Consider the following 21,103-nt stretch of genomic DNA (forward strand, 5'->3'; position numbering starts at 1 on the left):
TCATATGAAATTCTATAAAGTATTACATTTTCAAAATGTGTGATGATTTATGGGGTTTTCATATTTAACTAAAATTATTTTTAATATGAAAACAACTATTACTCTATTATTTCTATTGATTTTATTTAACGCTACCGCGCAATACGACCCAATTTTTAAACCAAGTGTGTTGGACGGAAGCAATGGATTTCGCATGACTCCCACAGCTACTTCACATAGTCGATTAGGGCATGCCGTTAGTTTTATTGGCGATATTAATAATGATGGAATCGATGATATTGCCATTGGTGATGATTATGATATCGGAGATGGAACCGTTACAAGACCGGGTAAAGTATTTGTAGTCTTTGGTTCTACATCAATTATGCCAGCAGATTTTGATTTATCAAGCTTAGATGGATCTAACGGATTTATTATTAAAGGCAAAGCTGAAGAAGATAGGTTAGGTGAAGTGCTAACAGGAATTAAAGATGTGAATGGTGATGGAATAGATGATTTTATGACTATAGATAACAATGGAGCAATTGTTATCTATGGTAAAACAGGAAACTTCCCCGCTGTTATAGAACGAACAGATATTGACGGAAGCAATGGTTTTATTGTTGAAGAAGATGGAATAACCAGTGTAGCTGATGCGGGCGATCATAACGGCGATGGAATTAATGATTTTATTTTAGGTGTTCCACATTGGGATGAAGATGCATGGATTGTTTTTGGTCGATCAGATAATTTTCCTGCTACCATTAGTAGTAACTATTTTGATGGAACAAAAGGATATAAAGCTGTCAATTTTAGTATAGGATCTCGACCTGCCTATGTAGTTTCTGGTTTAGGAGATGTAAATAACGATGGTTTTGATGATGTAATTGTCGGTGCATGGACGAATTCACATATTGATACTGACATTCAGATGTCTTACTTAGTATATGGTCATGCAGGTCCTTTTGGAGCGAACCTAGATTTGGATAATTCAACCGCAGCTGAAGCTGTTCAAGTATCTAATGAAGGTAATTCCTTTATTTCAAGGGCTTCATCTGCAGGTGATATTAATAATGATGGTATTGATGATTTCGTATCGGATGGTAATGTGTTTTTTGGAAGTACTACCGCTTACCCAAGAGTATTATCTCAAAAAACGCTAGATGGTACTAATGGTTTTCATTTACCAAAATTCTCTTTCCCAGCACCTATAGGTGATTTTAATAATGATGGTATAGATGATTTAATATTGGATGGTGCCTTGGTCTTATTTGGGAAAAGCACTTCTTTTACGGCATCCCTAGATTTAGATTATTTTGATGGGACAAAAGGTTTTCGGTTTGATACCAATTGGAGTGATGATCCAGGTTCAGCAGGTCGGGGTGATTTTAATGGTGATGGCATTGATGATATATTAACAAGAACTATGGTATTATTTGGAGGTAAAAATATATCCTCTACACCAACTTCATACAGAGATAATTTCCTTGATGAAAATCAGCTTATAGTATATCCTAATCCAGTAAAAGATATTCTTAACATTACAACAGATGAATCAATGATAGGCGGATCTTTAATTATTACATCTTACAGTGGAAAAGAAGTTTATAAAGAATTATTAAGTAATAGGAATCAGAAATTAGACGTATCTACGTTAACTTCGGGCTTATATATCCTGAGTATAATAAATGAAGGATATGGAGTGCAACGAGTTAAATTTAATAAGTTGTAAAAGAGGTGTGTTTATAACCTTTACCTTCTAATTTAAATTACTTAGGTTAAGTATCGATATTAATAACCCAGTTCGGTCGAACTGGGTTATTTTTTTTATAGTAGCTAAGTGTAATTACTAAAGTGTATTATTTTCTGCTGATCTAATGCGCTTCATGCCAGTTTTTACCTTCTCCCATATCAATGGATAGCGGCACCGATAACTGACAAGCACTTTCCATGCCAGTTTTAACAATCTCTTTTACTTGCTCTAGTTCGCTTTTCAGCACATCAAAGTTCAATTCATCGTGTACCTGCAGCATCATTTTGGATTGCAGACCTTGTTTTTCTAATTCTGCCTGAATAGTTACCATAGCCATTTTAATAATGTCGGCAGCGGTTCCTTGAATAGGCGCATTGATGGCATTTCGTTCGGCCATGCCACGCACTATACCATTTCTGGAATTAATGTCGGGCAGGTTTCTTTTGCGACCAAATACAGTTTCTACAAAACTATTTTCGCGCGCTACCTCAATGCTCTTATCCATATAAGCTTTCACGTCTGGGAAGTTCTCAAAATAGCCATCAATCAACTCCTTGGCCTCACTGCGCGATATGGTTAATCGTTCAGCCAATCCAAAGGCTGAAATTCCGTAGATAATACCGAAGTTGGCTGTTTTGGCTTTGCGTCGCATATCATCGGTCACTTCGGCCAAAGGCACTTTAAATATTTTGGCGGCTGTAGCTGCGTGAATATCTTCACCATTATTAAAGGCCTCAACCATATGTTTATCTTGACTCAAATGTGCCATCAAACGAAGCTCTACTTGAGAGTAATCCGCAGATAAGAAGACATGCTCATCATCGCTAGCCATAAAAGCCTTTCTAATCTCGCGTCCATCTTCATCCCTAATCGGAATATTTTGTAAGTTAGGGTTAACGCTGCTTAAACGACCTGTCACCACCATAGCCTGGTTATAGGTTGTATGTATTCTTCCAGTTTTAGGATTCACCAATTGTGGTAGTGCATCCACATAGGTATTTAAGAGTTTCTTTAAACCTCTAAAGTCTAATATTTTTTCAATTATTTCGTGCTTGCCCTTTAATTTCGATAGGGTTTCTTCGCCAGTACTATACTGACCCGATTTCGTTTTTTTGGCTTTGGCATCGATTTTCATATGCTCAAAAAGCACTTCGCCCACCTGTTTAGGACTAGCCACATTAAATTCCATGCCAGCCATATCCAGAATTTCCTTTTCAAGTGCAGTAATTCTATCCGTTAATCGGGCAGCAAATAATTTTAGCTCATCTACATCCAACTTAACACCTGTTGCTTCCATCTCTGCTAGCACCAATAACAAAGGCATTTCTGTTTGGTAGAATAATTCTTCGAGGCCTGCTTCTTTTACTTTAGGCGCTAAAAACTCTTTTAGCTGAAGTGTGATGTCAGCATCTTCGGCAGCATATTCCTTGGCTTGTTCTACTTCCACCTGACGCATGTTCAGCTGGTTTTTACCTTTTTTACCAATCAGAGATTCAAGTTTAACCGGAGCGTAACCCAGATAAGTTTCCGACATAAAGTCCATGCTATTTTTTAAGCCTGGTAATGCCAGATGATGAGCCACCATGGTGTCAAAGATTTGCCCTTTTACTTGAATGCCGTAATTCTTTAATATCAGAATATCGTATTTTAAATTCTGGCCAATTTTCAGGATGTTTTCATCCTCCAGAACCAGTTTAAAGCGTTGAGCTAAAGCCAGTGCTTCATCCTTATCTTCAGGGAAGGGAACGTAATAAGCTTCTCCTTTTTTCCATGAAAATGAGATGCCTACTAATTCGGCAATATTGGTATCTAAACCTGTTGTTTCAGTATCAAAACAATACTCTTTTTGTACGCTTAACTCTGCAGCTAAAGAGGCATAGGCTTGTTCGTTATTCACTAAGTAATAACTATGTTCCACCTCTTCAATAGTTTTTAAAGATGAAGCAAAAACAGGTTGTTCTTCTACTTGTGGCTGACCAAATAAATCGCCTTGAGCAGGGGCTGCTTGAGTAGGCGCCGTATCAAATCCAAAGCGAGGCATAAAGCTTTTAAACTCCAACTCTTCTAATAGTGGTATTAGTTTCTCTTTGTTCGGTTCAGAAACTTTTAAAGCCTCTTCATCCAACTCAATGGGCACATCCAATTTAATGGTTGCTAAAGTGTACGAAAGTTCCACCTGTTCTTTAAATTCAATCAGGTTTTCTTTTCGTTTACCTTTAAACTCATCAATGTGCTCGTAAATACCCGGAATGCTTTTGTACTTACCAATTACATCTTTGGCTCCTTTTTCGCCAATACCCGGGCAACCTGGAATATTATCCGAAGCATCACCCATTAAGGCCAATATATCAATCACCTGAATAGGCTCTTCAATGGCAAATTTTTCTTGCACTTCAGGAATTCCTAGAATATCCATGCCACCGCCTTTGCTACGAGGCTTAAACATCTTCACATTCTCGGTCACCAATTGGGCATAATCCTTATCGGGCGTCATCATAAATACCTCAAAACCTGCCTTGTCAGCTTTATGCGACATGGTTCCAATTACATCATCAGCTTCGTATCCCCAAACCTCAAGAATAGGAATATTTAAAGCTTCTAATAATTGTTTGATATACGGAACGGCCAGTTTAATGTCTTCGGGCGTAGCTTCACGCTGTGCTTTATATGGCTCGTACATCTCGTGCCTAAATGTTGGTCCCGAAGGGTCAAAAGCCACGGCCAAATGTGAAGGTTTTTCCTTTTGCAACACTTCTAAAAGAGAGTTGGTAAAACCATAAATGGCTGATGTATTTAGTTTTTTTGAATTGATTCGGGGAGCTCTGATAAATGCGTAATAAGCTCTGTAAATAAGGGCGTATGCATCTAACAGGAATAACTTTTTATTTTCTTCCATCTTTATAATAAGATTAAAGCATTAAGATATAATTACAACGGCATGAATTATTTATGCAGTCTTTCGTCTAATAAAATTATTTTTTTCTTTCCGTTGTATAATCAACGAGTTCTTTCAATGATTGTTTAGCCTCTGAGTCGTCAAATTTCTCAAGTACTTCTAAAGCTTTGTTTTTGTATTCAATCATCTTGTCGTGCGTATATTCAATGCCGCCATTATCGCGCACAAACTGAATAATCTCAGCCACTTTTTTATCGTTTTTATGATGACGACGAATAGTTGAGAGTACTTTCTTTCGTTGCTTTGTATCGCAGTTGTTCAGCACATATATCAACGGAAGGGTCATCTTCTTTTCACGAATATCGTTTCCAGTAGGCTTTCCAATTAAATCTGTTTTTTCGTAATCAAAAAGGTCATCTTTAATCTGAAAGGCAATTCCTAGATATGTTCCAAACTCTTTCATTAAAGCTAGCTTCTCTTCGCCAGCATCCACCGAATGAGCTCCAGCAGTAGTACAAGCAGCAATTAGTGTAGCTGTTTTTTTAGTGATAATTTCGTAGTAAACTTCTTCGGTGATATCTAGTTTGCGACTCTTTTCAATTTGTAAAAGCTCGCCTTCACTCATTTCTTGCACCGCTTTAGATACCACTTTAAGTACACCAATTTGGTCGGTATCCAACGCTAACATTAATCCTCTTGAGAGAAAATAATCACCCACTAATACAGCTATCTTCGATTTCCAAAGTGCATTGATGGAGAAGAAGCCACGACGCTGATAGGTTTCATCCACCACATCATCATGTATAAGCGTAGCTGTGTGAAGTAGCTCAATTAAGGTAGCTGCTACATATGAAGATTCAGAAATGGTGCCCGTTACTTTTGCCGAAAGAAAAACCAGCATAGGGCGCATTTGCTTACCTTTTCTGCGTAAGATATAATTGGTGATAACACCCAACAACGGAATTTTGGATTTAAGCTGTTCGCTAAAGAAAGGCTCAAATCGCTCCATCTCAGTTTTTATGGGGCGTTTAATACTACTCGATGATGCCATAAAGAGGTATTGCGGTAACTAAAATTATAAAAAACCCAAATTTAATGTTTTTATTGAACGAGACACCCTAGGCCGCATTATTTAAGTAAAATATTTACGTGAAGGATAAAGTACTCCTATATATGTAAACATAAATGTCTTATCCTATCAATTAAGTCTGGAAATTTGTACCTTGTTATCAGACAAAATAAACTTACAATTATGGCTACTTACAGATGCTTGGCTTGCGGTCACCTTTATACCGAAGAAAACGAAGATGCTTTATGGAATGAACTAGATGATGATTGGTGCTGTCCTGTGTGCGGTGCAGACAAATCGTTTTTTGAAAATGAAGGCGATGAGGAGGAGAAACCTGCAGCCTCAAAAACAGAAACCAAAGAAGCAGAAGGAGAATATTTGGCAAAATGGAAAAAGTCGTCCGACCCCAATGAAAGCCATTTGAATGATATTCATACCATGGCCGAAACAGGGGAATCTATTTCGGAACCGATGAAAACCAAAATGCCTATTGTTTCGTGGGATGATGTGTTGATAAAAGGAGCTCAGCTCAGTAAAATTCCATTGGATAAGACGGATGCGGTAAATACGCAAACGGTGATTGGAAAAAATGCCCAACATCCACTCATCATAGAAACACCTATTTATGTTAGCCATATGTCCTTTGGAGCCTTATCTAAAGAAATAAAAACGGCTATGGCCAAAGGGAGTGCTGCTGTAAAAACGGTTATGTGCTCTGGCGAGGGAGGTGTTTTACCGGATGAGATTGATGCTGCCTATAAATATATTTACGAGTATGTTCCTAATGAGTACAGTTTAAATGATGATATTTTAAGTCGTGCAGATGCTGTTGAAATAAAAATAGGGCAAAGCGTTAAACCCGGCATGGGAGGTCATCTTCCTGCGAATAAGGTAACGGAAGAAATTGCTGAAATTAGAGGGAAGAAGGCAGGTGAGGATATTTATAGTCCTACTAGTTTTAAGGATATAAAGAGCAAAGAGGATTTAAAAGCCAAAGTTAGCTGGTTGAGAGAAAAGACAGGCGGAAAACCTATTGGTGTTAAAATTGCTGCTGGAAATATTGAAGAAGATTTAACGGTTATTATTTATGCAGAGGCCGATTTTATTACCATAGATGGGAGAGGAGGAGCAACAGGTTCGGCGAATATAGTTGTAAAGGATGCTACTTCGGTGCCTACCTTATTTGCTTTGTATCGCGCCAAGCGTTTTTTAGAAGACCAGGACAGGAATGATATTTCGTTAATTATTACAGGAGGTTTAAGGCTTTCCTCTGATTTTGCCAAGGCCATAGCTTTAGGGGCGGATGCGGTGGCTGTTGCAACTGCAGCTATGATAGCTGGGGGGTGTCAGCAATATAGGATTTGTAATTCGGGTAACTGCCCAGTAGGAATAGCTACACAAGATCCTGAACTTCGCAAACGACTGGATATAGATAAATCGGCCAAACGTATTGAGAATTACCTGAAAGTTTGTACTGAAGAGTTGAAAGACTTTGCTCGATTGACTGGATATAACGACATTCATCAAATGAATATTAAAGATTTATGTACGGTGAATAAAGAAATATCCGATCATACAGATATTGAGCATGTATGATGGTTTGAGTAATTGAGTATTTGAGCAAGAGAAAAAAGGAACGGTTCATTGATAAGATTTGGGAATCAGAACCGTTCCATACCATTAGTAGTCGTACAACAACTGTTTATCCCAACCTTGTAGATTCAAGTAAATTTTATCGCTTTCTATTTGTAGTGCTTTAATATCAAATGATATTTCCTTTGTGAAATATGCATCACACATTTCCTCGTTTTTAAAAGCTAATCTAATATTGCGCTGTTCAGGGTTAGATTCTAGGATTTCATCTGCGTCAAATAATGCAATGAGCCAAGAGGAACCGTCACATCCAGAAGCGCCATATTTAATATGGATACTATCATTATAAATAACAGCATCAATTATTGTTAAGTCATCGGCTGGAGTATTTTTGTATTCATCAGCGCTAATTATAACGTGATTACCAGCATTAGGAGGTGGAGGTACACAATCGCAACCTTCTTCGTCACAAGCTATAAATGCCAAAGCAATCAATAAATAAGTCAGTTTTTTCATTTTCGTTCATTGTTTTTTTAGGTTATCTGTTATTAATGACTGGGATATAATAAAAGGTTGCGTCAAATGTGATTTAAGTTTGTTTAACCTTTCGGAAAGGCTTCATTGCTTTACTTTTGTTGAATAATCTATTCTTTATGCAGAAAGAAAAATCATCTCAAAAGCCTTTATTCTTTTACGGTTTTGTTATAGCTTTTATTGGAACTTTAGGTATTTGGGCCAGTGTTCCAGGTCAAACAATGGGCGTTAGCACTTTTACAGATCCTGTTAAGGATGCCTTAGGATTGGATAGGAATACATTTAGCTTGGCATATACCATAGGAACAATTACGAGTTCATTTTTACTAGGGATTGCTGGTAAATGGTTTGATAAATATGGTGCCAGAAAAGTAGCAACTTCAGCAGCTGTTGGTTTGGGAATAGCACTATTTTTTAGTTCGCAATCCCAAGTTGTATCTGCATATATTCAACAAACAACGGGAATAAACTCTTGGGTTATTCCATTTATCATCATCATTATATGTTTCTTTCTAGTTCGATTTACAGGTCAAGGGGTACTTACTTTAGCTTCTCGGAATATGATTATGCTGTGGTTTGACCAGTACAGAGGAACCATTAATGCATTTAGTTCAATCGCTGTATCATTAGGATTCTCCATATCTCCATTAATGATTAACTACTTGATTGAGGGTAACGGCTGGCAGAAAGCCTGGCAGATATTAAGCGTAATTTTGTTGGGTATAGCAGGGGTGATATATTTGTTTTATCGCGATAAGCCCGAGATAATGAATTTAAAACCTGATGGTAATCTGGCTCCGAGAAAAACCATAACCAAAAGTGATGAGGAACGCAAACAGTTTACCCGTACAGAAGCTCTTAAGACCAGAGCTTTTTGGATGTACAGTTCCATGATGGCTTTTAACGCCTATTTTGTTACAGGAATGACTTTTCATATTGTATCGATATTCGATAGTGTCGGGCTTTCCAAAGAAGAAGCCATTTCTATATTTGTACCCATGTCGATTATTTCGGTAACTACTTCTTTTATATTTAATGCCTTAAGCGATCATGTTAAGCTTAAAAATCTATTGTACATTATGATTGTAGGAGGAATAATTGTTTCCTTAGGATTGGCTTTTCTATCCTTACCTGTAGGGTATTATTTGTTAGTATTTGGTTCAGGTTTAATGGGCGGTTTATTTGCTGTATTATCATCGGTTACCTGGCCTCGTTTCTTCGGAAGAAAGAATCTTGGAGCTATTTCGGGAGTAAGTATGCAAATGATTGTTTTCTCAAGTGCAATTGGTCCTTTTTTATTTAGTTTATCTAATGAGTATTCAGGTTCGTACTCTGTAGTAGCTCTTTCTGGTTTAGTCGGTTTGGTTCTGATTGCCGTATTCTCCGTAAAAGCAGATAATCCACAGTAATAGCAATTAACAATGATCAGTTATCAATCATCAATTCAATTGCTCACTGATAATTATATACTCATTATTGCTTTACCAAGTTCCAGGGTAAAAAGATATTCCTACAGAAATTGGATATAACTCTGGTCCTTTATCTTTATCATACATTGGAGAAAAATAATAGGTGCCGTAAAAGTTAAGCGATTTAAATCCAAAGCGAACTTGGGCTCCGTATCTAAAATCATTTAGGCCAAAGCTATCTCTGTTTTTTGTTTTTGTTTTATCTCCACCATGTTTCGACATAATTTTGGTATGCGATTGTAAACGAATTCCACCAACCGCACCTGCCGACATATAAAATGAATCGAAACGGTTTCTTCCCATTTGTACTTCAAATAACAGTGGGGCAGTTAAGTATAGCGTCATCAGTTTATTCTTCTCATATGGATCTGTAATTTCCTGGCCAATTAAGTTCCCATTGTCATCTACATTAGGGATATAAGCTTTATCAAATCGGTAGTTGTTGTAGGTTAAACCTAGTCCTGTTACAAAGCCCACATTTCGCCCAAGTCCAATGTTTTGCTGCAAAGCATTAACCGATACTTCAACTGATTTAGCAGAGCTTAAAGACAGGTAATGGTATTCATCAGGCAAGGAAATTTCACCATTGGCATTTAAGTAATTATTAAAACCTAAATCAACACCCCAATAATGCCCTTTAAATCTTCTATGTCTGTTTCTTTTGTATTCATGTTTGTCTCGATTGTTACTATCAAAAGAAAATTCTTTGGAGCCATCCTCCTCAATAACAGCTATTTTAGAGCCAAATATTTTAATGACTGTAGTATCTCCATTTTCAATTTTTATTTTAGGATTATCGACCTCAATTGTTGTTATACGAACTGTATCTGCTTGGTCAGTTACATCTTCAACAATAATTGGATTGACAGGGTTTCCATTTGTATCTATGTAAATTATTTTACCATTTAATACGGCCTTGGCAACACCATCATTGAACTCCCCAATATGTTGGTATTCGCATGGAATTAGTTCAACACCTTGTATGCTGATATATCCCATTTTACCATTTTTCAACACCCTGGCTTTACCATCTTCAAAATCCCATATTTTTTGGTATTCGCAAGGAATAAACTCATAACCAGAGCTGTTAACAAAACCTGTTTTGCCATTTTTTAAAACCTTGGCTTTGCCATCTTCAAAAGTCCATATTTGGTCGTATTTACAAGGAATTATCTCGTTACCACTGGTGTTAACATATCCAATTTTTCCATTTCTGAGTACACGCGCATAACCATCACTAAAGGTCCAAATCATTTCATAAACAGGAGGAATAATTAAATCGCCGCTGAGGTTATATATACCGAGTTTGCCATTTTTTAGCACTTTAATATTTCCGTTTTCCTGCAAGTTCCAAACCTGCTCGTTTTCGCATGGGATAATAACATCGCCGCTTTGGTTTACTAAACCAATTTTACCGTGTTGCATCACACGATAATATCCATCTTCTATTTCCCAATATTTATCGTAGATATTTAAAAACGACTTATCTGCTTCTTGCGCTATTGCTTGCGCAGAAAGTAAAACGGAAAATATAATTGCTAAGTAAAACTTCATCTCATTAATATTTTAACTTCAAATGTTCCTTTTGTCCAATCTTTGGTTGGCTAACAGAGAAACTTTATAGTAGGCTATGTCATTTGTTTGAAAATTAGTTAAGCCTAAATAGCCCTTACGAATTCCAGTCATGCTCCTACCTGCTCAATTAATTTGCTCTGGCCGTGCCAGCTTTATCGGATTAATGTGTTGAGATTAAAAATTCAACAGCGTAAGGCCCACAGTAAATGGCGTAACTTCGGGTCCTTTGTTTCGTTCGTACAGGGTTGAAAAGTTATAGGTTCCGTATAACTTTATAAAGTTAATTCCCATCTGAACCATAACTCCGTATTGGAATGGATTTATATTTATATCCTTGCGCGATTTGGTTTTTCCACTATCGTAATACACCGTTTTGGTATGCGAACCTAAATTAAAACCACCATAAACTCCTGCCGAGAAAAAGGCATCATGTTTTGATTTATCGCCAGATTGAACTTCAAACAAAAGAGGGATATTGATATATGAAGCTACAATTTTACTCTTTTTTACAGAATTAGGCTCAGCAGGAACGCCTATGGTATTTCCATTCTCATCTTTTTCAATGGTCCAATCGTTGTCGAAGCGATAGTTATAAACTGCCCATCCCATACCAGTTACCAAGCCAATATTGTTTTTTTGTTGCTGCAAGCCAATGCTGTATTGCAAAAAGTTAATTCCAAAAGTCATCGACTTGCCTGAGTTTAGACTCATCCATGGTTCTTGGTCTAGCTCTATATAATTGTTAAACCCTAATTGAACACCAGCCCAGTGACCTTTAAAATCGTCGCGAGGTACTTTAACAGTTCTTACTTTAGTATCTCCATATGTTTCAATAAACTCCCAACGCCTTCTACCAATTGTGATTTTAGCAATGGTATCATTCTGTTCGTCTACCTCAATTTTTGCACCAGCAATACCAACAGTGGCTCTGTTGTTCGTATCATCAATAATAATGATGTCCCTCGTTTTTTCCTTGCTCTTTTCTTGCCCCATTATTCCAGTTGGAATAAGGATGGCACATAAGATGATTAATGTATATATTTTTGACATGGTTTTCAGTTTTAATATTGTAACGTACCCTAATCTTAAATATGAGACTTCCGGACATCTCTATTGTACGACGCTTTGAGCTTTAATTTGTTACAGGTTTATTTTTTATTCTTTGTCGGATAGAAATATTTTCTGACTCTAATTGGTAAGCCACCATTTGTCCATCCTGATTTAATACTTTATTCATTTTTGTTTCATTGCCCGATAAAAAGTTAATGACCTTAACACTACCAACAATGGCTCTCGAACTTTTGCTTAATCGAGCACTTTCTTGTTCAACTTGCGATTGCATAGCTAAATACTCCTGTTCTCTTTCTGCCATGTTGCTAGCAATAATAATAGGCATCATTTCATTTAGCCCAAGTTCGTATGCATTTACCTTAGTGGTTTCAAAACTTTCTATTCCTAAAGCTTCTATAGGCATATCATTTGATGCTACTATAGTTCTTTGTTCAGTGGAGACAATAGTTTGAACTACTGTTTCCTGTTTAACAGCTGCTTTAGTATTTATTTTATCTTTTACTTGAATATCTTTATTTGGTGCTTTTTCTGTTTGTGCTTTGGGCATGGTTATTAACGAAGGTGGGTCATTCACCACAACAGTTTTCATTTGATGCGCCGATTCTTTTAAAAATGGCAAGGTACCTACTGATAATAACATGGCCACCGCTGCTGCAATACTTATTCTTTTAAGCTTATTAATGGTGATTATTGGAATAAGTGTTGCTCGTTTTAAATTACCTTTTAACTGATAACGAATATTTTTATTGGCCTTAAGTAAGGTTTGTGTATAGCTGGTAAATAGATTACTATGTTGCTTGTCTTCTTTTAAATAAGATGCTTTCCAAAGGTTTTCTTCTTCACTTAAGCCCTCTTCAACTTCTTTTATGGCGATGTAATCAGGGTATCCTAGCCCAATCTCATCGGCTTGGGTTTTAAGCAACTGGTCTTTAATAGTAAAAGTATCTTCGGTTGGATTTAAAACCATATTGTCCAGTCCATCCAGCTCTTCTTTAAGAGTTGGATTGTCCTCCAAAAATTGAAGCAGCATGGTCTGGTCAGAATCCGTAAGGTTTCCGTCCAAGTAATCCATCATCCATATTTCATAGTTTTCTTTCGTTATCATAACTCAAACTAATACTTCAATTTTACCTATATAATTTTTCAAAAATTGCCTACCTCTAAAAATGTAAACCTTTACCTGCGATTCTGTTAATCCTGTAATTTCGGATATTTCCTGGTAAGAATAACCTTCGTAATCGCGTAATAGTATCACATTTTTTTGGTCTGGTGGAAGTCGATCCAATGCCTGGTGCAATACCTCGTTTAAGTCCGAATAGCTTTCGTTTGAATAGTATTTATTTTCATCGGCCTTATCCCATTCTGCTTTATATTTTTCGCGACGTATAGAATCGATAAGTGTATGATAGGCTGTGGAAAACAGATAACTCTTCACTTTCGCATACGAGATATCCGCATGGTTTTTCCATACCTTCTCAAAGGTGTCCTGAACAATATCTTTCGCTTTTTCTGTGTCTTTTATATTTTTTAGCACAAAGCGATAAATATTATCAGAATACTGTTCTACACTATTATTGTATTCCTTTACTGTCATCCAGATTAGCAGTGGGTTTATGTTAAGATGATTAGAATAATTTAAAATAGTTTATTATTCTGTCATCTGTAGGTGTGACGCCCAAGTTAAGGTAAAGTTACAGGAGAAATGAAAAAAAATATAAGGATTTAGTAATATAGCGAGGTGTGTGCTTATAATGTGCTGATTGTGATGTGATATTGCAAAGTATTCTTTAAATAAATCGTTCATCTGATTTAGTCTCACTCACGGCATTTTGATGTTTATCATCCAACCAACCAGAAACTGCTTGAAGACGATTGTCAGATTGTCGGAAGAAAGGTTTAATATCCAAAAGAGGCGTTTCATTGAGCATATCTACTTCTTCAATAAATAGTTTATTGCCTTCAACTTTAGTCAGTTTAACTGTAGACAAACCTATGGGATTTGGCCGTTTAGGGGAACGGGTAGCAAATATACCGTGTGCTTTATCATCCATAAAAGGAACTACACTGAGTTGATGTTCTTCTACTTTATTTAAGTGGTAAATAAGCGTTAAGTGAGAGAATCCTTCTATATCCTTAAGCCCTTCAGTAAACTCTTCCTTTAATAGAATATATCCTTTGGTTTGTGCAGCGCCTGAGGGCTGAATAGGCATATTTTCCAATGAAGCATGTGGTGTGTAAATAGTGCCTATGGCTTGAAAGGTGATATCGTTCATAAGGTGAGGTTTAATTTAGTTACTCATTAGGTGAATATAAACATCACGTAAATATTCACCCAGTGAGTTTAAAAAGTATCTAGTTTTTAACTAATGTTCCAATTTTTTCTCCTTTAACCACTTTAATTAAGTTTCCAGGAGTATCCATATCAAAAACAACAATCGATAAATCATTTTCCTTACACATAGTTGTTGCGGTAAGGTCCATAATTTTTAAACCTTTGTTATAAATTTCGTCAAAAGTTATTTCATCAAACTTAGTTGCAGTTGGGTCTTTTTCAGGGTCAGCAGTATAAATACCATCTACACGTGTTCCTTTTAGCATTACATCAGCTTTAATTTCAATTCCGCGTAAAGAAGAGCCTGTATCTGTTGTAAAATAAGGATTTCCTGTACCAGCAGAAAGGATAACCACTTCGCCATTTTCTAAAGCTTCAATAGCTTTGGGTTGAGAATAAAATTCGCCTACAGGCTCCATTTTAATGGCAGTTAATACACGTGCTTTAACGCCGTTGTTGTTTAACGATGATTTTAATGCCAGGCTATTAATTACAGTAGCAAGCATTCCCATTTGGTCACCTTGATATCTATCGAAACCTTTAGCAGCACCGCTAAGTCCTCTAAAAATGTTTCCACCACCAATTACGATACCTACCTGAACACCCAACTCAGAAATCTCTTTAATTTGTTGTGCATACTCTTCAAGTCGGTTATTATCGATACCATAGTTTTGGTCACCCATTAATGACTCACCGCTTAGTTTAAGTAATATTCTTTTGTACATGATATTTAGTCTTGATTAATTTCTGACCCAAAGCTAAGTAAAAAGGAGAATTGAATAGCAATGGTTTTGATAAAAGTATTTCCGTTATAGTATAAGCAGGTTTATTATGAAGTTTAAGCAATTCAAAACTGTTATTACAATTTGATTGTTTTGATTTTATACATTTATATAAAAATATAAAGTTATGAGTGCGAAAACGGCCATTATCATTGGAGCTACAGGATTAACGGGGAGTATATTGTTAGAACGACTGATAGCCGATGACAGTTATAGTACTATTAAGTTATTTTCTAGAAAACCGTGTCATCAGAAATCATCTAAAATAAAAGAGTTTTTAGGTGATATTATTAATCTAGAGGAGTTTAAGGGCGAGTTTACTGGAGATGAGGTATTCTGCTGTATTGGAACTACTGCAGCTAAAACCAAGGATAAATATGTTTACGAAAGGATTGACGTGGGTATTCCTTCTAAAGCTGCTAAACTTGCAAAGGAGAATCAAATTTCAACCTTTATAGTGATTTCTGCTTTAGGAGCAGATGTTAATAGCAAGGTATTCTACAATAGGATTAAAGGTAAAATGGAAGAGTCGGTCTTAAGTCAGGAGATGAACAGCACCTATATTTTGCGACCATCCTTAATCTTGGGTAATAGAAATGAGCGAAGAATAGGAGAGCGTTTGGCTACTGTGTTTATGGCCATTTTACAACCTATTTTAATTGGTAAAATTAAAAAATATAGAGGCATAGAAGCAACATCTATTGCTATTTGTATGCACAAGCTAACGCAATTAAACCGAGCATCAGGAATTGTAGAATCAGATGAGATTCAAGCTATAAGTGAAGAAGCTGTTTAAAGGATGTCTTAAACGAAAAGGTTTGAGTTTACAAACACTATTTAAAGAAGAGTAGTATAGCAGAAAGACCAATAACAAGCATCACAAAAATTCGATATGCCTTTTCTGGAATGAACTTAACTATGTATTTACCGATAAAGGCTCCAATGATCAAAATAGGTAGAAAAATGAAGTTAAGCTGAATACTTTCTAGTGTTATCGATTTCCAATAAAATACATGAATGGGTATTTTAAGGAAGTTTAAAATCAAATAGAAAATAGCACCTGTTCCAATAAAAACGTTTTTTGGCAAACGCATACTCATCAGGTATAAATTGAAAATTGGTCCTGCTGCATTTCCTATCATAGTAGCGAAACCTCCAGAAAGGCCCAAGGAAACAGAAAACCACTTTTTATCTGTAAACGAATTTTTACCACCAGTCATATCTTTATATATAATAATGGCTAGGCAGATTAATATAGATATGGCTATGGTAATTCTAAATTGCGTATCACTTACGTATTTTCCTATAAATGTTGCGATGATAACGCCTACTATGGCAAACGGAAATAAACGTTTTATGTACTTCCATTCTGCGTTTCTTCGGTAATAAATAACTGCAAAAATATCTCCAAATATAAGAAAGGGTAAAAGGAGTCCGACAGAAGCCATCCCACCATATAAATGCGCTAAAATGGGGATGTTAATCATCGCAAAACCTTTAAGTCCACTTTTGCTCATTCCAGCCACTAATGCACAAATTCCTGTAATAGTCCATGTTTGCCAGTCGGTACTTAATGGATTTAGGATAGATTCTATCATAGGACAAAGGAAAGCAATAATTCATTAAATCAATTCATTACAACAGAAAAGAACACTTTTTTTATTGCCATTGGTTTTGTAAATGATTATATTACTAACACTTGGAGAATAGTAACCTTGTTTCTCGAGGTTTCTGATATTAGTATTTCGCTAGTTTTTGGTCATTCGTCATTAGTTGTGCTTATTACTTTACGCATTTTTTAAAGACGTACAATATACTTCACTGTCATATGATTTGACGATTAAAAATCATTAGCAAAGTGTTATTTGGAATCTAATTTATAGTTAATTATCAAACTAAATTTTAAGCTATGAAAACACTATTGCTGTTTAGTATTGGAATTTTTTTATTGGCTTGTAACCAAGAAAAAAATGTAAAAGTAACAGAACCTCGTCAGTTTGAAGATTGGGTTGAACTTGTTATTCCTAATGTTGGAGAAACATATGGCATTGCTGGAGATATTGATGATACGCTTTTAGTTTCCACCGATAAAGGTGTATATATAACCGCTGATAAAGGCAAAACATGGACGCTTTCCAAAGAATTACTCGAAAATGTACTTGATATAGCAGAACATGAGGATACCGTTTTTTTATTAACGGGATATAGCGTACAAAATTACATGGGGCCGTTAACTATAAAAAATACAGATTACGCTACTTACTGTTATGATTTTTCTACAGATTACGGAAAAACATGGCATAAAGATCCTGAGTCATTCTGTCGTTTATCTAGCCCCATAGGAATTGCAAATTCAACAAGCGGTTCGGTTTGTAGATTGCATCATTATAGTCCGACAGACTCCCCTGAAATAGAATCAACTTTTTCTAATGTTGAGCTGTATATGAATTCAACCTGGAAGAATCTTAATTTTCCGCTGAAATACAATTTAAATAACATTCATATCGATAAAATGAATAGGTTATACATCTCAGCCAATACATGGAGTTATATGCAGGATTTAAACATCAAAGAGTTTACTTCTCAAGTTCCAGGATTAGTTTATATGTATAAGCATAGGCTTCCGTAGAGGAATAAAGTAGGTGTAAGTATTCGTCATTTAAAACCTTTGTAAATATTGGATTAAAAATTATATTTGCACCACCTTGAAAGGAGGCCCCATAGTTCAAGGGATAGAACAAGTGTTTCCTAAACACTAGATACAGGTTCGAGTCCTGTTGGGGCTACATAATCGCATTATGAAAGACATCAAAAGCCCGTAAATCGTACGATTTACGGGCTTTTTTGTTTTTTATCAGTTCAATATAAACCAATATATATTGAATGTACTGGTGAGTAATCAGTGAGTCAAATATTTTTTCTAAATTTACTCACCAGCATCTCTGTATTTATCTGTAAAATAGAATTATACAAAGGAAAAAATACTGAAAGGAAACATCGTTTTTGATTGATATTGATAGAATTTGTGGCCAATTCTCTTGCCGCCATACAAGGGAAATGATGCATTTACAAACAATCAAAAACAAAAAACATGTCAACAACCAATTCATTTGTAATATCATTTATTACACGATCGAGTAAAGTAAGGACTTCACAATCAACTGTGTATTGTAGAATTAGCGTGGAGGGAAGAAGAACCGAGTTTGCCTTAGTTAAAAGCATTCCTACAAATTCCTGGAATGCAGCAAAGGAGAAAATAAACTCAAGCTATCCCGATTTTCGAAAATCCAATACTTATTTAGAGCATGTTCGTGCCCGATTAACCGAAATTAATCGCGAGAGAATACTAAATAGAGAGTTGATAACTCCACACATTATTAAGAACATATTCTTTGGGAAATCCGATGATAACAAAACCTTATCCTACCTGGTTGAATACCATTGGAACACTCAACAAAATGTACTAACGGATCGTACATTCGCCCAATACAAAACGCTCAATAATTACTTAAAACTATTCCTTACCAACATTAAGAAAGTCGATGATATTTACCTAAATAGAATTGACTATGCATTTGTAACTGAATTTGAGGCATTTCTTAGGGCTCATGAACCAACCGACCATCAACGGAAAATGGCAAATAATACGGTCATGAAACACCTAACGAAATTTAAGAAACTGATAAACCTAGCATTCAAGCTTGAGTGGATTAAAAAGAACCCATTTAATCAATACACTATTTCATATACAAAGGTTGATCGAGGTTTCTTAACGAAACAAGAATTACAAACCATACAAGAAAAATCATTTAAACTAGAGCGTTTAAATCTAGTGAAGGATCTATTTATATTCGCATGTTATTCAGGCCTTTCCTATATTGATTTACAACAATTAACCCTTGATAGTATTATCATAGGTATCGATGGTGAATTATGGATAAAAGATAGAAGGCAGAAAACAGATTCGAGCATTAGTATACCAATACTACCACAAGCATCTGCCATACTTGATAAGTACAAAAATCACCCAAGATCTTTACATAACAACTCCATATTTCCACCGATATCAAACCAAAAGATTAATAGCTATTTAAAAGAGATTGCGGATTTCTGTGGGATAAAAAAGAATGTAACATTTCATTTAGCCAGACATACTTTTGCAACTACAGTAACACTGGCCAATGGTGTTCCAATTGAAACCGTGAGTAAACTTCTAGGGCACTTAAAATTATCAACTACACAAATTTATGCTCGTGTACTGCAGAATAAAATTAGTGACGATATGAATATGCTCAGGAGTAAATTAGAAGGAGTTTCTAATGCTTTGGATAGTAAACGAAAAATCAACTAAATAAGACAATTATTGGAAAAATGCATAGGCTTGATTTCGTGGTATTGTTTTTGATTATATTCAACAGCTAATAAACTACATAACCAAGTCTATGCTGCACCTAATTAATTACTTTGAGACAGTAATGTCTAATATAAAGAACCCGGAGAGCTGTACATATAAAAGCCTATTTCAGGATCAAAAAGTATTAGAAGCTAATATAGACTTTAGGAACTTATACCAAAAGGCCACAAAGGAACTTCTTGAATTCTCCATCCATGATAGTCGACCTAAAGTTATTAGAAACAGGATACTTACTTGCCAATACTATAGCATTAATATCTTAAAACAACTTCATGAAAATGCACATCATTGTGCGTACAAAAGGCTTTGTTTAAAACATATAATAGTTCCCAAGATAAACTTTCATATGGAGTTCCTGATGTTTCTGAAAGAGCAGTTTCCTCACTATTTTGATAATGAAGCATTAATTCCTTTACCATTATTCCGAAAGTGTCGAATTATATACTCACATAGGCTCCAGACAGTAATTAAGCAGTTAGAATCTTCTTCTGCAACAAACCTGCTTGAAATATTCATTACTGACGTAAATACAAGAGAGTATTCTTTTTGTGAATGCGACTCTTTAAAAGAAATAATCAATATCATTTATAATCAGACTGATAAATTCCAAAAAACCGAAGATAGTTTCCTGGTTATAGTAAAAACCCTGGTAGCTAAATGTCTTTATGCAGACTCCATTTTCAACTTTATCATTAAAGAGTTCTCCAGTGAAATCAAAACGATTAATAATCCTAGTTTAGCCATCAAACAATTAAAGTACTTGAGTAAAGAGATTAATCAAGTGGCCGAAAGTAGATCCTCCAAAATCAGTTTAAAACAAGTATTAATCAACTGGATTAAACAAGAACTAAACTATTACAAGTATAGCTTTCATGTGGCTGATTCAGCTAAAATCCCTGAAATATCAGTGCAATCCCCTCCGGAAACGATTAAAGTAAAAACCAACATAACTGTAGGGCAAATGGCCTGCTTTGTCCATCAGCTCATAGAAACGAATATTATTGAAACGGATAATAAAAAAGAAACAATAAAAATGTTTTCTACGGTATTTACATCTAAAAATAGTGACTCAATTTCTGAGAAAAGCCTCATTAATAAATTCTTTAACATTGATGATAAAGCTGCTGAAACGACTAAGCAATTATTCTTAGATCTTTTTAAGTCAATTCGCAATTAAATATCACATTAATTCATACGGCAAAAAAATAATTATCGCTGTAACGTATTGATAATCTATGGGGTGGTTTGGGGTGGTTCAACCCCTAACCACTGTTTTTGTATTGCCTTTATACTTTCCTTTGTGTCATATCAATATCAATCAAAAATTATGGCAGCGGAGATCATTACAACAGACGATTTAAGAGAGTTTAAAATTGAACTATTAGCAGATATTGAACAGCTATTGAAGCAAAGTTCAGGTTCCAAAACTAAAAAGTGGCTAAAATCCTATGAGGTCAAGAAATTATTAAATATTTCTCCAGGAACCTTACAACATTTACGCGTTTCCGGAACACTTCCTTATACCAAAATAGGAGGTACTATTTACTACGACTACAGCGACATTCAAAAAATGATAGCCGATAATAAGGTTCAGTAACTAAGCCGCTTAAAATGGAATCAGAACGGTCAACCAGCG

At 35.6% G+C, this 21,103-nt stretch carries 18 protein-coding genes and 1 tRNA gene; 9 read left to right on the forward strand and 10 right to left on the reverse strand.

All coding sequences use genetic code 11. From position 1 onward, the window contains the following. Positions 1 to 85: 85 nt before the first annotated feature. Entirely contained in the window at positions 86 to 1,711 is a 1,626-nt protein-coding gene (locus tag A8L32_RS19740) for a T9SS type A sorting domain-containing protein (protein ID WP_158027266.1), read from the forward strand. A 142-nt stretch (positions 1,712 to 1,853) separates the two neighbouring features. Here A8L32_RS19740 and polA read toward each other — a convergent pair whose 3' ends face one another. Beyond that, on the reverse strand, positions 1,854 to 4,628 hold the full coding sequence (gene polA, locus A8L32_RS19745) for a DNA polymerase I (protein WP_075591311.1): 2,775 nt from the start codon (positions 4,626 to 4,628) through the stop codon (positions 1,854 to 1,856). A gap of 76 nt (positions 4,629 to 4,704) precedes the next feature. Further along, positions 4,705 to 5,679: a polyprenyl synthetase family protein gene (locus A8L32_RS19750; protein ID WP_075591312.1), complete on the reverse strand. Its 975-nt coding sequence runs from the start codon at positions 5,677 to 5,679 to the stop codon at positions 4,705 to 4,707. Positions 5,680 to 5,880: 201 nt separating this feature from the next. On the opposite strand from A8L32_RS19750, the gene A8L32_RS19755 reads away from it, so the two are divergent. Continuing rightward, positions 5,881 to 7,293, forward strand: a complete 1,413-nt coding sequence (locus A8L32_RS19755; RefSeq protein WP_075591313.1) for a glutamate synthase-related protein — start codon at positions 5,881 to 5,883, stop codon at positions 7,291 to 7,293. 84 nt (positions 7,294 to 7,377) lie between these two features. Here A8L32_RS19755 and A8L32_RS19760 read toward each other — a convergent pair whose 3' ends face one another. Next, positions 7,378 to 7,806 (reverse strand): hypothetical protein, encoded by a 429-nt coding sequence (locus tag A8L32_RS19760; RefSeq protein ID WP_075591314.1) that lies wholly within the window; start codon positions 7,804 to 7,806, stop codon positions 7,378 to 7,380. Between the two features lie 137 nt (positions 7,807 to 7,943). On the opposite strand from A8L32_RS19760, the gene A8L32_RS19765 reads away from it, so the two are divergent. Then, positions 7,944 to 9,233, forward strand: coding sequence for an MFS transporter (locus A8L32_RS19765; protein WP_075591315.1), 1,290 nt, complete (start codon positions 7,944 to 7,946; stop codon positions 9,231 to 9,233). Positions 9,234 to 9,305: 72 nt separating this feature from the next. Here the strand turns inward: A8L32_RS19765 and A8L32_RS19770 are convergent, their stop codons facing one another. The 6 genes from A8L32_RS19770 to pyrH form a co-directional block, all read right to left on the reverse strand. After that, entirely contained in the window at positions 9,306 to 10,847 is a 1,542-nt protein-coding gene (locus A8L32_RS19770; protein WP_075591316.1) for a WG repeat-containing protein, read from the reverse strand. 195 nt (positions 10,848 to 11,042) lie between these two features. Then, positions 11,043 to 11,918 carry a porin family protein gene (locus A8L32_RS19775; protein WP_075591317.1) on the reverse strand — a complete coding sequence of 292 codons (876 nt, stop codon included), beginning with the start codon at positions 11,916 to 11,918 and terminating at the stop codon, positions 11,043 to 11,045. Positions 11,919 to 12,000: 82 nt separating this feature from the next. Beyond that, positions 12,001 to 13,044, reverse strand: coding sequence for a hypothetical protein (locus A8L32_RS19780; protein WP_075591318.1), 1,044 nt, complete (start codon positions 13,042 to 13,044; stop codon positions 12,001 to 12,003). Positions 13,045 to 13,047: 3 nt separating this feature from the next. After that, positions 13,048 to 13,533, reverse strand: coding sequence for an RNA polymerase sigma factor (locus tag A8L32_RS19785; protein ID WP_075591319.1), 486 nt, complete (start codon positions 13,531 to 13,533; stop codon positions 13,048 to 13,050). A 193-nt stretch (positions 13,534 to 13,726) separates the two neighbouring features. Beyond that, positions 13,727 to 14,212 (reverse strand): tRNA (N6-threonylcarbamoyladenosine(37)-N6)-methyltransferase TrmO, encoded by a 486-nt coding sequence (gene tsaA / locus A8L32_RS19790; protein WP_143525176.1) that lies wholly within the window; start codon positions 14,210 to 14,212, stop codon positions 13,727 to 13,729. Between the two features lie 79 nt (positions 14,213 to 14,291). Beyond that, complete coding sequence (gene pyrH, locus A8L32_RS19795) at positions 14,292 to 14,996, reverse strand: UMP kinase (protein ID WP_075591321.1); 705 nt, start codon at positions 14,994 to 14,996, stop codon at positions 14,292 to 14,294. Positions 14,997 to 15,180: 184 nt separating this feature from the next. Between pyrH and A8L32_RS19800 the strand changes: the two genes are divergently transcribed. Further along, positions 15,181 to 15,849 (forward strand): NAD(P)H-binding protein, encoded by a 669-nt coding sequence (locus A8L32_RS19800; RefSeq protein WP_075591322.1) that lies wholly within the window; start codon positions 15,181 to 15,183, stop codon positions 15,847 to 15,849. A 37-nt stretch (positions 15,850 to 15,886) separates the two neighbouring features. Here the strand turns inward: A8L32_RS19800 and A8L32_RS19805 are convergent, their stop codons facing one another. Next, complete coding sequence (locus A8L32_RS19805) at positions 15,887 to 16,651, reverse strand: sulfite exporter TauE/SafE family protein (RefSeq protein WP_075591323.1); 765 nt, start codon at positions 16,649 to 16,651, stop codon at positions 15,887 to 15,889. Positions 16,652 to 16,962: 311 nt separating this feature from the next. On the opposite strand from A8L32_RS19805, the gene A8L32_RS19810 reads away from it, so the two are divergent. The 5 genes from A8L32_RS19810 (at position 16,963) to A8L32_RS19830 (ending at position 21,064) form a co-directional block, all read left to right on the forward strand. Further along, on the forward strand, positions 16,963 to 17,682 hold the full coding sequence (locus tag A8L32_RS19810; protein WP_075591324.1) for a beta propeller repeat protein: 720 nt from the start codon (positions 16,963 to 16,965) through the stop codon (positions 17,680 to 17,682). An 85-nt stretch (positions 17,683 to 17,767) separates the two neighbouring features. Beyond that, positions 17,768 to 17,839: transfer RNA gene (locus A8L32_RS19815), tRNA-Arg, on the forward strand. Positions 17,840 to 18,144: 305 nt separating this feature from the next. Further along, positions 18,145 to 19,404: a site-specific integrase gene (locus tag A8L32_RS19820; RefSeq protein ID WP_075591325.1), complete on the forward strand. Its 1,260-nt coding sequence runs from the start codon at positions 18,145 to 18,147 to the stop codon at positions 19,402 to 19,404. Between the two features lie 124 nt (positions 19,405 to 19,528). Continuing rightward, the gene (locus tag A8L32_RS19825) at positions 19,529 to 20,644 is read left to right on the forward strand and encodes a hypothetical protein (RefSeq protein WP_143525177.1); all 1,116 of its coding nucleotides are present in this window, start codon (positions 19,529 to 19,531) and stop codon (positions 20,642 to 20,644) included. Between the two features lie 150 nt (positions 20,645 to 20,794). After that, complete coding sequence (locus A8L32_RS19830) at positions 20,795 to 21,064, forward strand: helix-turn-helix domain-containing protein (protein ID WP_075591327.1); 270 nt, start codon at positions 20,795 to 20,797, stop codon at positions 21,062 to 21,064. Positions 21,065 to 21,103 lie beyond the last annotated feature (39 nt).

The organism is Labilibacter marinus, from assembly GCF_001659685.2.
Taxonomy (GTDB): domain Bacteria; phylum Bacteroidota; class Bacteroidia; order Bacteroidales; family Marinilabiliaceae; genus Saccharicrinis; species Saccharicrinis marinus.